This window comes from Palleronia pelagia, assembly GCF_900110115.1.
Lineage (GTDB): Bacteria > Pseudomonadota > Alphaproteobacteria > Rhodobacterales > Rhodobacteraceae > Palleronia > Palleronia pelagia.
The window spans coordinates 125,487-138,606 of sequence record NZ_FOCM01000005.1 but is presented as its reverse complement, the minus strand read 5'-3'; the positions used below and the strand labels follow the sequence as shown (position 1 = coordinate 138,606).

Below are 13,120 nucleotides of genomic sequence, written 5' to 3'. Positions count from 1 at the left end.
TGACCCGGGGCGCGCCTTCCCCGCGATCAGCCTTCTCTGTGTGCTGAAGCCTCGGAGGCAGCGAAAAGAATGCGGCGGACGTGCTCAGCACCTGCGACCTGCTCGAACAGGATTGGCTCTACGCCCGCATACAATGTCGGATGTCTCGCAAATTCCGACCCGACTCGCACCGACGCATGGGGCCGCGTGTCGGAGATCGGGTAGGTGAAAGTGTGGGACAATGCGCAGCAGGTCAGACGGGCGCGTCGTGTCAGCGCCAAGGTTTTTACGTCGTGACACACGATCGCCCGACAGTCTGTCACGGCGTAATGGGCCCGGCCCAGATGGTCGGTACGCCCTACCGCGACAGCAAGCGCAAACAAAATTAGCAGCAGGGTTGATACCGCGCAGATCCAGATGGCAGCCGTCGGTCCGACAGTGCCACCCTCGGGAAGCAGGTACGGCACGGCCCAGATCACCGCGATGCCGACCGCGATCGATCCGTGCAAAACCCGTTCCTCCCCGATCGCTTGGTGCAGTCTTCGACCGTAATCCGGGCGGCTAGACCACAACGGCGTTTCATCGGGGTCGAGAATGGCGTCCCAGAGGATGGCGTCACTGCGCAGCTTTCGGATGAAACGCGTTACTTGCACTGGGGTCGCATCTACCGGGGATCAATCGTCCCATGATGGCATGCTTCGCGGTCCGCGCAAGTCAAGCGAGAGCGGCCGACAGGGTTGACCCGCACAAAAAAAAGGCCGGGCTGAAAAGCCCGGCCAGTCCAACAGGGAGGTAAAAGAAGCGAGAGCATATCGTCGCTGCTTTCAAAAGGGCATCTAGGCCGGGTGAAGGCACCCGGCAAGAACATATTGAAAGGCGAGATTGCATTGCCGCTATGACGTCAGGTCATAGCTGCGCGCCCATGCTTTCCAGCACCTTGGCGCTGAGCGCGAGTTCCTCGAGCACGAAGTCGCGGAAGGCGACGATCCTCTTGGAATTACGCAATTCTTCCGGATACGCAAGATAAACCGGGATCTCGGCCGACTCGACATCGGGAAGCACCCGCTTGATGGCGGGAAAATCGGCAATGACGTAATCGGGCAGCACGCCGATCCCCAGTCCGGCCAGCACGCCCTGCAACACGCCGAAGTAGTTGTTCACCGTCAGCGTCGATGGGATGCCGATGGACATGAGGCTCTGGACCAGAACCTCGCCCGCGGCGACCTGCGTGGCGGTGTTGTGCATCGAGATCAGGCGGTGGTCCGGCAGGTCGTCCAGCGTCTCGGGCGTGCCCACCCGTTCAAGGTAGTCGGGCATGGCATAGAGCCGCATCCGCACGGTGTTCAGCCGCTTGCGGATCAGGTCGGCCTGGCTGGGCTCTTTCATGCGGATGGCCAGATCGGCCTCGCGCATGGGCAGGTCCAGCACGCGTTCCTCGAGCATCAGGTCGATCTTCAGCTCGGGATACTGCGCGTAGAGCTTGGGCAGGCGCGGCACCAGCCAAAGGGTGCCGAAGCCTGTGGTCGTGGTGACCCGCAGTTCGCCAAAGACCTCCTCGCGGCTGTCGCGGATGCGTGCGGCGGCCGTTTCCAGGCGGCGGTTCATGGACGAGGTGGCGTCGTGCAGAAGCTCGCCCTGTTCGGTCAGGATCAGGCCCCGGGCGTGACGGTGGAACAGGGTGGTGTCCAATGCCTCCTCCAGCGACCGGATCTGGCGCGACACGGCGGATTGGCTGAGATGCAGCACGTCGCCCGCATGGGTCAGGCTGCCCGCATCGGCGACGGCGTGGAAGACGCGCAATTTGTCCCAGTCCATCATGGTGGGGATCCTATCAGAACGATTTTCTTCATCTGCGCCTCAACTAGGTGCCGAAGCGCCCGTTTATCAATCTCATTGAACCACGAAATGTGAATTGTTGGGTCAGATTTCTTGACCTAAGCTTAAAATGAGGCAGGGAGGGCCGCTCATGCGTCACGATGTGACTTTGCAGGATCGATACGATCTGACCAAGCGCGATGTGCTTCTGAACGGCACGCAGGCGCTGGTGCGGCTGATGCTGACCCAGAAGGCCCGCGACCGGGCGGCGGGTCTGAATACGGCCGGTTACGTCACCGGCTATCGCGGCTCGCCCCTCGGGGCCGTGGACATGCAGATGTCGCGGGCGGGCAAGCTTCTGGGCGAGAACGACATCGTCTTCCAGCCTGGTTTGAACGAGGACCTGGCCGCCACCGCGCTGTGGGGCGCGCAGCAGGCCGAACTGCGCGGAGAGGGCAAGTACGACGGCGTTTTCGGACTGTGGTACGGCAAGGGTCCGGGCGTGGACCGGTCGGGAGACGTGATGCGCCACGCCAATTTCGCCGGCACCTCGCCCCATGGCGGCGCGATCATGGCCATGGGCGACGATCACACGGGCGAATCCTCGACGACCTGCCACCAGTCCGACTTCGCCATGGTCGACGCTTATATGCCGGTGCTCTCGCCGGCGGGCGTGCAGGAGATACTGGACTTCGGTCTCTACGGTTTCGCGCTGTCGCGCTACGCGGGCGTCTGGGCGGGGCTTAAGCTGATGAAGGACACGGTCGAGGTCACATCGGTGATCGACGGGCGGCCGGACCGGATGCGGTTCGTCACCCCGGACCTGGAGTTGCCCGAGGACGGGGTGAACATCCGGCTGGGCGACCACTGGATCGCGCAGGAACACCGCGTGATCCACTGGAAGCGGCGGCTGGCCGAGGCGTTTTCCCACGCCAACCGCATGAACCACCGCGTCTGGGGAAAGCCGGGCGCCAAGATCGGGCTGGTCGCTGCCGGCAAGAACTGGCTGGACCTGACCCATGCGCTGGGCCTGCTGGGCATCGACGCCGGGCGGGCCGATTCGCTGGGCATCACCACCTACAAGGTCGGTCAGACATGGCCGCTGGACATGGCGGGGTTCCACGACTGGGCCGAGGGGCTGGACCTGATCGTGGTGGTCGAGGAAAAGCGCAAGCTGATCGAGGTCCAGATCAAGGAAGCGCTGTTCGACGACCGCCGCGGCCGCCGGGTCTATGGCTGGCACAAGGGCGACAGCTGGGAGCATGGCCAGAAGATCGAGCTGTTCCCGGTCGAATACGCGCTGGAGCCGGTGCAGATCGCCACGATCCTGGGCGACGTCCTGATCGAGGAAGGGCGCGACAGCGACGAGCTGCGCGGCCGGATGCAGATGCTCAACGACAGCCGTCGCGCCGACAACGCGGAAGAGCTCGCCTCGCGGCTGCCGTATTTCTGCTCGGGCTGTCCGCACAACACCTCCACCAAGGTGCCCGAGGGCAGCCGCGCCTATGCCGGGATCGGCTGCCATTTCATGGTCCAATGGATGGACCGCGACACCAGTGGCTTCACCCATATGGGGGGCGAGGGCGCCAACTGGATCGGCGAGGCGCCGTTCTCGACCACCGATCACGTATTCCAGAACCTCGGCGACGGCACCTACAACCACTCGGGTATCATGGCGATCCGCGCCGCCGTCGCGGCCGGCACGAACATTACCTACAAGATCCTCTACAACGACGCCGTGGCCATGACGGGCGGGCAGGGCAACGACGGGGGCCTAGGCCCCGACAGGATCGTGCGCGAGTTGCAGGCCGCTGGCGTGAATACCATCGACGTGGTCTTCGACCCCAAGGAAGAACCCGCGCGCGATGCGTTCCCGAAGACCATCGGCTGGCACGAACGCGACGCCATGCCCGAGGTCATGGAGCGGATGCGCACGACCAAGGGCGTCAGCGCCATCGTCTACGTGCAGACCTGCGCGGCCGAAAAGCGACGCCGCCGCAAGAAGGGCCTGTTCCCCGATCCCGACACCCGCATCTTCATCGACACCGATGTGTGCGAAGGCTGCGGCGATTGCGGCGTTCAGTCGAACTGCGTCTCGATCGTTCCGGTCGAGACCGAGTTGGGCCGCAAGCGCGCCATCGACCAGTCCTCCTGCAACAAGGATTACAGCTGCCTGCAGGGGTTCTGCCCGTCCTTCGTCAGCGTCTCGGGCGCCGAGATCCGGCGCGAGGCGACGGCCGAGGTCGAGATCGGCGATCTGCCTGCCCCCGATCTGCCCGCCATCGACGGGACGTGGAACGTGGTCATCACCGGCGTGGGGGGCACCGGCGTCGTCACCATCGGCGCGGTGCTGGCCATGGCCGCGCATCTGGACGGCAAGGGCGCGGGGATGATGGAGATGGCCGGCCTCGCCCAGAAGGGTGGCGCGGTGCATATCCACTGCCGCCTTGGCAATACGCCCGGCGACATTAGCGCCATCCGCGTGGCGGCGGGCGAGGCGGACGCGCTGATCGGTGGCGACCTGGTGGTGAGCGCGGGGGCCAAGACGCTGGGCCTCATGCGCACCGGCCGGACGGGCGGTGTCGTCAACAGCCACGAGATCATCACCGGCGATTTCACCCGCGACCCGGGCTTCCGCATCCCGGGCGAGGACCTGGGCCTCGCGCTGACGCGGCGGCTGGGCGACGACGTCCAGATGTTCGACGCCACGGCGCTGGCCGCGGCGCTCATGGGCGACAGCATCTATTCCAACATGATGGTATTCGGCGCGGCCTGGCAGCGCGGGCGCCTTCCCATCGCGCTGGACGCCATCGAAGGGGCCATCCGCCTGAACGGTGCCGCGGTCGACGACAACCTGCGGGCCTTCGCGCTGGGCCGGTGGGCCGCCCTGAACCCCGACGGCGTCGCGCGGGTGCTGCGGCCCAACATCGTGGAAAAGCCCAAATCGCTGGACGAGCGGATCGCCTTCCGCGCCGACCACCTCCGCGCCTACCAGGGCGAGCGGCTGGCGCGGCGATACCTGAAGCGGCTGGAGGGGATCACCGACCGCGACCTGAAAGAGGCCGTGGCCGAAGGCTATCACAAGCTTCTCGCCTACAAGGACGAATACGAGGTCGCGCGCCTGCTTTCGAGAACGCGCGCCAAAGTGCGCGCGCAGTTCGGGGACAAGGCCCAGCCGACATATCACCTTGCCGCGCCGCTGGTGGCGAAGAAGGGCCACGATGGACGCCCCGGCAAGCGCGCCTTCGGGGACTGGATCGAGCGGGTCTACCCGATGCTCGCGCGTGGCAAGGTCCTGCGGGGCACGCCGCTGGATCCGTTCGGCTATACCGCCGAGCGGCGGATGGAACGGCGGCTGATCAAGCAGTACGAGGCGGACCTGGACCGGGTGCTTCCCAAGATCGACACGGCCCGCGACGCGGTGATCGCCCTGGCGCGACTGCCGCTCGAAATCCGCGGCTTCGGGCCGGTGAAGGAGGCGAACGCCACCCGCGCCGAGGCGACCCGTGAAACGCTGCTGGAGGCCATTGCCAAGGGTGCGGCCCCCGTGCAGCATGCGGCGCAATAAAGGTCGCGGGCAGAGCAGGACATCCAGGCGTGTCGCAGCACAGCAGGACCGACCGGCGCGAGGCAACGCGCGACATCTCCTATGCCAGTTCCGTCCGATCACGCGGCGCGCGGGCGCTGGTGCGGACCATCGAGAACGCGACCGGACGGCTGTCGCTGATTCGCCGGGCCAAGGGATACGGTGACGATGTCGCCGCGGGCCGGGACTTCTGGCAGGTCATGGTGGACCGCTATGGCCTGTCGCTGGAGGTCGTCCAGGGCGCGCTCGAGGACATTCCCCGCGTGGGGCCGCTGATCGTCGTGGCGAACCATCCCTTCGGCATTCTCGACGGGCTGATGATGGGCCACATTCTTGCGGGCATTCGTGGGGATTTCCGCATCCTTGCCAACCGCGTGTTCCGCCGGGCCGAGGCGCTGGATCGGGTGATCCTGCCCGTGTCCTTCGACGAGACCAAGGATGCCCAGGCCGTCAACATCGCCACGCGGAAAGAGGCGCTGCGCTATCTGGCCGAGGGTGGGGCCATCGGCGTGTTTCCGGGCGGCACGGTGGCCACCTCGGCGCGGCCGCTGGGCGCACCCATGGATCCGCAATGGCGCAGCTTCACGGCCAAGCTGATCGCCAAGTCGCAGGCGACCGTGGTGCCGATCTATTTCGACGGGACCAATTCGCGGCTGTTCCAGCTGGCAAGCCACGTTCACCCGACGCTGCGGCTGGCGCTGCTGATCAAGGAGTTCCGGTCGCGGGTGGATGCGCCTTGCCGGATCAGCGTCGGCCGGCCCATCCCGCGCCACGAGCTGGACGCGCGGGCGGGCGACCCGCGGGCGATGATGGACTTTCTCCGGGACAGCACCTATGCCCTGTCGCCACGGCCGCTGCGCAGTCGCGGATACGGCTACGAGTTCGAGACACGATACAAGGCAAAGCCCCATGGCGGTAGGGATCTTCGATAGCGGCATCGGCGGGCTGACCGTCCTGGACGTCGTGCAGAAACGCCTGCCCGAGGTGCCCTTCGTCTACTTCGCCGACAGCGCCCACGCGCCCTATGGCGTGCGCGACTCGGACGACATTTTCGAGCTGACCACCGCGGCGACCCAGCGGCTGTTCGACGAGGGCTGCAACCTGGTGATCCTGGCCTGCAACACCGCGTCGGCGGCCGCGCTGCGCCGGATGCAGGAGACATGGCTGCCCAAGAACAAGCGCGTGCTGGGCGTCTTCGTCCCGCTGATCGAGGCGCTGACCGAACGGCAGTGGGGCGACAACTCGCCCCCGCGCGAGGTGGCGGTGCAGCACGTGGCCCTGTTCGCCACGCCCGCCACCGTCAGCAGCCGCGCCTTCCAGCGCGAACTGGCCTTCCGCGCCATCGGCGTGGATGTCGAGGCGCAGGCCTGCGGCGGCGTCGTGGATGCCATCGAGGACGGCGACATGATCCTGGCCGAGGCGCTGGTGCGCAGCCACGTGGACGCGCTGAAACGCAAGATGCCCCGCCCGCAGGCGGCGATTCTCGGCTGTACCCACTACCCGCTGATGGAAGAAACCTTTCAGGATGCGCTGGGCCCAGACGTGTCGGTCTTCAGCCAGGCCAGCCTGGTGGCCGAAAGTCTGGCCGACTACCTGGAGCGTCACCCCGGCATGGCGGGCACCGGGGCGGCCCGGTTCCTGACCACGGGCGATCCGCGCCGGGTGTCGAGCCGCGCCACCCAGTTCCTGAAGCGACAGATCACCTTCGAAGCGGCCTGAGATCATCCGCGATGATCCGACGGGGACCGCCGAGCGCAGTCCCGAAGACCTGGAGACCACCACATGAGCCACAAGATCGCCATCCTGGGCGCCTCGGGCTATACCGGCGCCGAACTCGTCAGGCTGATCGCCACCCATCCGGGGCTGGAGATCGCCGCGCTCAGCGCCGACCGCAAGGCGGGCCAGCCCATGGGCGCCGTGTTCCCGCACCTGCGCCATCTGGACCTGCCCGATCTGGTCACGATCGATCAGATCGATTTCGACACCATCGACCTGGTCTTCTGCGCGCTGCCACACGCCACGTCACAGGCGGTGATCCGGACCCTGCCGGCAAACGTGAAGGTCGTGGATCTCAGCGCCGATTTCCGGCTGCGCGACCCGGCCGAGTACCAGAAATGGTACGGCAAGCCGCACGACGCGACAGACCTGCAGGAGACCGCCATCTATGGCCTGACCGAGTTCTACCGCGACGCCATCCGTGACGCGCGGCTGGTGGCGGGCACGGGCTGCAACGCCGCCACGGGCCAATACGCGCTTCGGCCCCTGATCGAACGGGGGCTGATCGATCTCGACGACATCGTGATCGACCTGAAGGCCGGTGTCAGCGGGGCGGGGCGGTCGCCCAAGGAGAACCTGCTGCACGCCGAGTTGAGCGAGGGCACCCATGCCTACGGCGCCGGCGGCACGCACCGTCACCTGGGCGAGTTCGACCAGGAGTTCAGCGCCATCGCCGGCCGCCCGGTGCAGGTGCAGTTCACGCCGCACCTGATCCCCATGAACCGCGGTATCCTCGCCACCGTCTACGTGAAGGGCGACGCCGCGGCGCTGCACGCCGCCTTCACCGACTCCTATGCGGACGAGCCGTTCCTGGTCGTCCTGCCCATGGGTGAGCTTCCGTCCACGCGGCACGTTCGCGGTTCGAATTATGCCCATATCTCGGTGGTCCCCGATCGCCGCGCGGGCAGGGCCATCGTTTTCTGCGCGCTCGACAATCTGGCGAAGGGGTCTTCTGGGCAGGCGCTCCAGAACGCCAACCTGATGCTGGGTCTGCCCGAGACCGAGGGCCTGACCGCGCCGGCGGTCTTTCCCTGACGGGCACGGCGCACGGACCATGATGTCGCGACCCTGCGCCGGACCCTTCCACGGGCGCCCTTCGAGTGCTATATCTTAGGCCAATCCGGTGAAGGAGCGCCCATGGCCCTGACCACGCTGAAAAAGAAGCGCCGCATCCAGGTGATCGCCATCGGTATGGTGGCGCTCGTGGTGTCCACGGCGCTGATCGGCTACGCCATGCGCGACGGGATCAACTTCTTCCGCTCGCCCAGCCAGGTGGCCGAGGCGCCCCCGGCCCCGAACGAGGTGTTCCGCATCGGCGGCCTCGTGGCCGACGGAAGCTTGCTGCGCGGGCAGGGCGAGACCATCACCTTCGCGGTGACCGACGGCGCCGCGACGATCCCTGTGGCCTATACCGGCGTGCTGCCGGATCTTTTCGGCGAGGGCGAGGGTATGGTCGGCACGGGCCGCTTCGTCGACGGCACCTTCCAGGCGACCGAGATTCTGGCCAAGCACGACGAGTCCTACATGCCCAAGGAAGTGGTCGATGCGCTGAAGGAGCAGGGCGTCTACCAGGATCCGAACGCAGGCGTCGCCACGAATTAACCCGGGCCGCGCGATGGTCTGTCCCGACCTGATCGAGGACAGCCCATGCGCAGCATACATGACATCGCAGACGAGATCGTGGCCCGCGAAGGCGGCTTCGTGAACGACCCGGACGATCCCGGCGGCGCCACCAAGCATGGCGTGACGATCGGCACGCTCCGTCGGCTGGGGCTTGACCTGGACGGCGACGGCGACGTGGACACCGATGATGTCCGTGCCGTGAGCCGGGACCGGGCGCGCCAGATCTTCCTGCGGGACTATTTCGCGAAACCGGGTCTCGACCGACTGCCCGAAAGCCTGCAGGCGACCGTGTTCGACATGCAGGTCAACGCAGGCGCCAACGCGGTGAAGATCTTGCAACGGCTGCTGGGCGACATGGGGCACCCGGTGGCGGTGGACGGCATCATCGGCCCGCGCACGGCGGCGGCCGCCGCGCTGGCGCATGCGCAGGCGCCCCACCACCTGCGCGACGCCTACGGGATCGCGCGGCGGAATTACTATTATGGATTGGGGGACGCGCGGCCGTCGCTGCGCAAGTTCGCGCGACGGCGCGACGGCGGCAAGGGCGGCTGGATCACGCGGGCCGAGCACTTCGTCTCGCCCCGCTATCACCTCAGCGACGCGGAGCACCGCGCACGGGTGGCGTCATGGGCATGATCGACCGCGCCGTGGGCCTGCTGTTCGGTGCGGGCAACGACGCGTTGCGCGACACGATCGAGGTCTTTCGCGAGAACGCCGAGGGCCGCGCCACCCGCGACGCCGACCATCGCCGCGCCGTACTGGACCAGTTCTCGGCCGCGTTCGACCGCGAGGCGTCTGGCGGTTTCGACCGGTTCATGGACGGCGTGAACCGCGTGCCGCGCCCCGCCATGGCGCTGGGCACGCTGGGGCTGTTCGTGGCCGCCATGATCGACCCGGTCTGGTTCTCGGCCCGGATGACGGGGCTGGCTTCCGTGCCCGAACCGCTCTGGTGGCTGCTGGGGGCGATCGTGTCATTCTATTTCGGCGCGCGCCACCAGGTGAAGGGGCAGCAATTCCGGCGGTCCCTGCTGCGTGCAGCGGCCGCTCGAACGCCCGCGCCCGAGGGGAACGCCGCGCTGGACGATTGGCGAGCCTCCCGTGCCGGTTGAGCTGATGATGAAGCTCATCGCCGAGGACGGCCCGTGGGTCGTGCTGGTGTTCTACCTGCTCTACCGCGACGGGCAGAAGGACGCCGCCACGCGACAGGTGCTGAACAAGAACACCGCGGTGCTGGTCGAGATGACGGCCCTCGTGCGGGGGACAGTCCTGGGCGCGAAGGGCGGCCTGTGATGCGTCGGTGGCTGCGCGCGCTGCTGCGGGGCTGGCGGCTGACCCGCGATCTGGAGCGGAACCGCGCCGCTGCCGAGCGGCTGGACAGGGCGCTGCGCGAGGTGACGAGACCATGAAATCCGCCGCTTGTCTCGTCCTGGCCGTGCTGGTCTTGCTGTTCGCCGGCAGGGCGGCCCTTGGTGATGGCGCCGCATACCTGCTGGTCGGCGGCGCCATGGCGCTGATGGCCGCGCTGATCGCCGTCACCTTCGCGTGGCTGTGGCGCTCGAACGCGACGCCCCTGGCCTTGGGCATGGTGCTGAGCTGGTCCGGAACCGCGGGCATCCTGCTCTGGTGGTGGAGCGCGGCGCAGTGGGGGGCCGCGGGGCCGATTCCCGATCATCCCGGCCTCGCCCTCGGCGTCGCGCTGCACATCTCGGGCGCGGTCCTTCATTTCCTGGTCATCGGGCGGTCGCTGAACCTGCCGCAGGGGCTGGCCGTCGCAATCCCGCTCATCTCTGTCGCGCTGGTGGGGCTGGTCCACACGGTGATCTGATCCCTGCGGCGTGGCTGCCGCATTGGCCTTGGCCCCGGCCATCTGTATGATCCGGCCATGATTATCGAACTCGGTCACTTCGCCCTGATTCTGGCCCTCGTGCTGGCGTGTGTTCAGACGGTCGTTCCGCTTGTGGGCGCCTCGCGTAACTGGCCCGGTGCCATGGCCGCCGGGGGACCCGCCGCCAACGGGCAGTTCCTGTGTCTCGCGTTCGCCTTCGCGGCCCTGACCTACGGGTTCGTGACCTCGGACTTCTCGCTGCGGCTGGTGACGGCCAATTCCCATACCGACAAGCCGCTGATCTACAAGATCACCGGCGTTTGGGGGAACCACGAGGGGTCCATGCTGCTGTGGTGCGTGATCCTCGCGCTTTACGCGGCCATGGCGGCGGTGTTCGGCGGCAACCTGCGGCCCAGCCTGCGGGCCCGCGTCATCGGGGTGCAGGGCGCGATCAGCGTGGCGTTCCTGAGCTTCCTGGTGTTCACTTCGAACCCGTTCTCGCGGCTGGCGACGCCGCCCATGAACGGGCAGGACCTGAACCCGCTGCTCCAGGACCCCGGCTTGGCGTTCCACCCGCCGTTCCTTTACCTCGGGTACGTGGGGCTGAGCATGGCGTTCAGCTTTGCCGTGGCCGCCCTGATCGAGGGGCGCGTCGATGCCGCGTGGGGCCGCTGGGTGCGGCCCTGGACGCTGGCCGCGTGGCTGTTCCTGACCGTGGGCATCGCCCTGGGCTCGTGGTGGGCCTATTACGAGCTGGGCTGGGGCGGCTTCTGGTTCTGGGACCCGGTCGAGAACGCCAGCTTCATGCCGTGGCTCATCTCGGCGGCGCTGCTTCACTCGGCCATCGTGGTCGAAAAGCGCGAGGCGCTGAAAAGCTGGACCATCCTCCTGGCGATCCTCGCCTTCGGCTTCTCGCTGATCGGGGCGTTCATCGTCCGCTCGGGCGTGCTGACCAGCGTGCATGCCTTCGCCAACGACCCCGAGCGGGGCGTCTACCTGCTGATGATCACCGGGCTGTTCATGGGGGGCGCCCTGACGCTTTACGCCGCGCGGGCGGCGGTGCTCGAGGCGAAGGGCGTCTTCGCGCTGGCCAGCCGCGAGGCGGCGCTGGTTGCCAACAATGTCCTGCTGGCGGTCTCCGCCTTCGTGGTCTTCGTGGGCACTGTCTGGCCGCTGGTGGCCGAGATGGCCTTCGACCGCAAGCTGAGCGTCGGCGCGCCGTTCTTCGACGCGGCCTTCACGCCCTTCATGGTGGCGTTGGCGATGTTGCTGCCGCTGGGCTCGCTCATGCCTTGGAAACGGGCCCGGATGGACCGGGTGATGGTCCCGCTCTGGGGCGCTCTGGCCCTGTCGGTGGCGCTGGGTGCCCTGGTGTGGGTGCTACAGACCGGCGGCTCGATGCTGGCCCCGATCGGTGCCGTGCTGGCCGCCTGGGTCGGTCTCGGGGTCGTCGCCGACCTGTGGCAGCGCGCGGGCAAGGGCCGCGACCTGTCGGCCAAGCTGCGCCGTCTGAAGGGACTGCCGCGCGCCGACTGGGGCAAGTCGGTGGCCCATGCGGGCTTTGGCGTGACGCTGTTCGGGATCTGCGCGCTGACCGCGTGGCAGGTCGAGGATATCCGCGTGGCCGACGTGGGCGACACCTTCGACGTTGCCGGTTACACCATCGCGCTGGACGAGGTCCGGGGCGGGCGCGGCCCGAATTACCAGACCACGATGGCGTCCATCGAGGTCTCGCGCGGGGATCGCACCATCGCGACGTTGCAACCCGAGAAGCGGTTCTATCCCGTGGCGCAGATGCCGACGACCGAGGCCGCCATCGATAACGGCATCCTTCGTGACATCTACGTCGTGATCGGCGATCCGCAGGAGGGCGGCGGCTGGGCCGTGCGCACGTATATCAAGCCCTTCGCCAACTGGATCTGGGCGGGCTGCATCATCATGGCCCTGGGCGGCTGCCTGAGCCTGTCGGACCGGCGCCACCGTGTCGCTGCGGGGGCCGCCCGGACGCCCGCTGCCGGGCTTCCCGCGGAATGAAGCGTCTGGTCGTTCTGGTCTGGCTGGCATTGCTGCCACCTCTGCCCGCGTTGGCCGTGCAGCCCGACGAGGTGCTGGAGACTCCCGCGCTTGAGGCGCGGGCGCGCGAGCTGTCCAAGGGGCTGCGCTGTCTCGTCTGCCGCAACGAGAATATCGACGAATCCAACGCCGATCTGGCCCGGGACCTGCGCATCGCCGTGCGCGAACGGCTGGTGGCCGGCGACAGCGATGAAGAGGTCATCGACTACCTCGTGACCCGCTACGGCGAGTACGTCCTGCTGAAGCCGACCTTCCGGGGCGCGAACCTCGTGCTGTGGCTCGCCGGGCCGGTGATGGTGCTGGGCGGCGGACTGATCGCCGTGAGCTACCTGCGCCGGCGCCGCCCCGAGGATGCCGCGCCCCCCGAGGCGCTGAGCCCCGAGGAACAGGCGCGGCTGGACGCGCTCATGGGGGACAACCGCAGGCTCTGACCGGGCGTCACA

Annotated in this window: 13 protein-coding genes; 11 read left to right on the top strand and 2 right to left on the bottom strand. The window is 67.5% G+C overall.

The genetic code is table 11. The annotated features are described in order from the left end of the window. Positions 1-26: 26 nt before the first annotated feature. Together BMX96_RS12190 and BMX96_RS12185 are read right to left on the bottom strand one after the other, a co-directional pair. Positions 27-632, bottom strand: coding sequence for a hypothetical protein (locus BMX96_RS12190; RefSeq protein ID WP_091845754.1), 606 nt, complete (start codon positions 630-632; stop codon positions 27-29). Positions 633-885: 253 nt separating this feature from the next. Beyond that, entirely contained in the window at positions 886-1,794 is a 909-nt protein-coding gene (locus BMX96_RS12185) for a LysR family transcriptional regulator (protein ID WP_073126457.1), read from the bottom strand. Positions 1,795-1,945: 151 nt separating this feature from the next. Between BMX96_RS12185 and BMX96_RS12180 the strand changes: the two genes are divergently transcribed. From BMX96_RS12180 to BMX96_RS12130, 11 genes are all read left to right on the top strand, one after another. Then, a complete protein-coding gene (locus BMX96_RS12180) occupies positions 1,946-5,362 on the top strand; it encodes an indolepyruvate ferredoxin oxidoreductase family protein (protein WP_091845753.1) in 3,417 nt (1,138 codons plus the stop codon). A 29-nt stretch (positions 5,363-5,391) separates the two neighbouring features. Continuing rightward, on the top strand, positions 5,392-6,312 hold the full coding sequence (locus tag BMX96_RS12175; protein WP_175481728.1) for a lysophospholipid acyltransferase family protein: 921 nt from the start codon (positions 5,392-5,394) through the stop codon (positions 6,310-6,312). Further along, a complete protein-coding gene (locus BMX96_RS12170) occupies positions 6,290-7,099 on the top strand; it encodes a glutamate racemase (RefSeq protein WP_091845751.1) in 810 nt (269 codons plus the stop codon). The genes BMX96_RS12175 and BMX96_RS12170 overlap by 23 nt, the downstream gene beginning before the upstream one ends. Positions 7,100-7,162: 63 nt before the next feature. Further along, entirely contained in the window at positions 7,163-8,191 is a 1,029-nt protein-coding gene (argC, locus tag BMX96_RS12165; RefSeq protein WP_091845750.1) for an N-acetyl-gamma-glutamyl-phosphate reductase, read from the top strand. A 102-nt stretch (positions 8,192-8,293) separates the two neighbouring features. Further along, entirely contained in the window at positions 8,294-8,758 is a 465-nt protein-coding gene (gene ccmE, locus BMX96_RS12160; protein ID WP_091845749.1) for a cytochrome c maturation protein CcmE, read from the top strand. A gap of 45 nt (positions 8,759-8,803) precedes the next feature. Beyond that, complete coding sequence (locus BMX96_RS12155; RefSeq protein WP_091845748.1) at positions 8,804-9,415, top strand: holin-associated N-acetylmuramidase; 612 nt, start codon at positions 8,804-8,806, stop codon at positions 9,413-9,415. Next, positions 9,406-9,888, top strand: coding sequence for a holin family protein (locus tag BMX96_RS12150; protein WP_091845747.1), 483 nt, complete (start codon positions 9,406-9,408; stop codon positions 9,886-9,888). Before BMX96_RS12155 ends, BMX96_RS12150 begins: the two co-directional genes overlap by 10 nt. 4 nt (positions 9,889-9,892) lie before the next feature. Then, positions 9,893-10,069: a hypothetical protein gene (locus BMX96_RS12145; protein WP_236737046.1), complete on the top strand. Its 177-nt coding sequence runs from the start codon at positions 9,893-9,895 to the stop codon at positions 10,067-10,069. 112 nt (positions 10,070-10,181) lie between these two features. Continuing rightward, a complete protein-coding gene (locus BMX96_RS12140; RefSeq protein ID WP_091845746.1) occupies positions 10,182-10,604 on the top strand; it encodes a hypothetical protein in 423 nt (140 codons plus the stop codon). A 57-nt stretch (positions 10,605-10,661) separates the two neighbouring features. Next, complete coding sequence (locus BMX96_RS12135; protein WP_091845745.1) at positions 10,662-12,638, top strand: heme lyase CcmF/NrfE family subunit; 1,977 nt, start codon at positions 10,662-10,664, stop codon at positions 12,636-12,638. Beyond that, entirely contained in the window at positions 12,635-13,108 is a 474-nt protein-coding gene (locus BMX96_RS12130; protein ID WP_091845744.1) for a cytochrome c-type biogenesis protein, read from the top strand. Before BMX96_RS12135 ends, BMX96_RS12130 begins: the two co-directional genes overlap by 4 nt. Positions 13,109-13,120 lie beyond the last annotated feature (12 nt).

Coding starts and splice junctions, on each gene's coding strand:
- BMX96_RS12145 (WP_236737046.1), top strand. CDS start 9,893: ATGATGAAGCTCATCGCCGAGGACGGCCCGTGGGTCGTGCTGGTGTTC.
- BMX96_RS12185 (WP_073126457.1), bottom strand. CDS start 1,794: ATGGACTGGGACAAATTGCGCGTCTTCCACGCCGTCGCCGATGCGGGC.
- BMX96_RS12180 (WP_091845753.1), top strand. CDS start 1,946: ATGCGTCACGATGTGACTTTGCAGGATCGATACGATCTGACCAAGCGC.
- ccmE (WP_091845749.1), top strand. CDS start 8,294: ATGGCCCTGACCACGCTGAAAAAGAAGCGCCGCATCCAGGTGATCGCC.
- BMX96_RS12140 (WP_091845746.1), top strand. CDS start 10,182: ATGAAATCCGCCGCTTGTCTCGTCCTGGCCGTGCTGGTCTTGCTGTTC.
- BMX96_RS12150 (WP_091845747.1), top strand. CDS start 9,406: ATGGGCATGATCGACCGCGCCGTGGGCCTGCTGTTCGGTGCGGGCAAC.
- BMX96_RS12130 (WP_091845744.1), top strand. CDS start 12,635: ATGAAGCGTCTGGTCGTTCTGGTCTGGCTGGCATTGCTGCCACCTCTG.
- BMX96_RS12135 (WP_091845745.1), top strand. CDS start 10,662: ATGATTATCGAACTCGGTCACTTCGCCCTGATTCTGGCCCTCGTGCTG.
- argC (WP_091845750.1), top strand. CDS start 7,163: ATGAGCCACAAGATCGCCATCCTGGGCGCCTCGGGCTATACCGGCGCC.
- BMX96_RS12155 (WP_091845748.1), top strand. CDS start 8,804: ATGCGCAGCATACATGACATCGCAGACGAGATCGTGGCCCGCGAAGGC.
- BMX96_RS12170 (WP_091845751.1), top strand. CDS start 6,290: ATGGCGGTAGGGATCTTCGATAGCGGCATCGGCGGGCTGACCGTCCTG.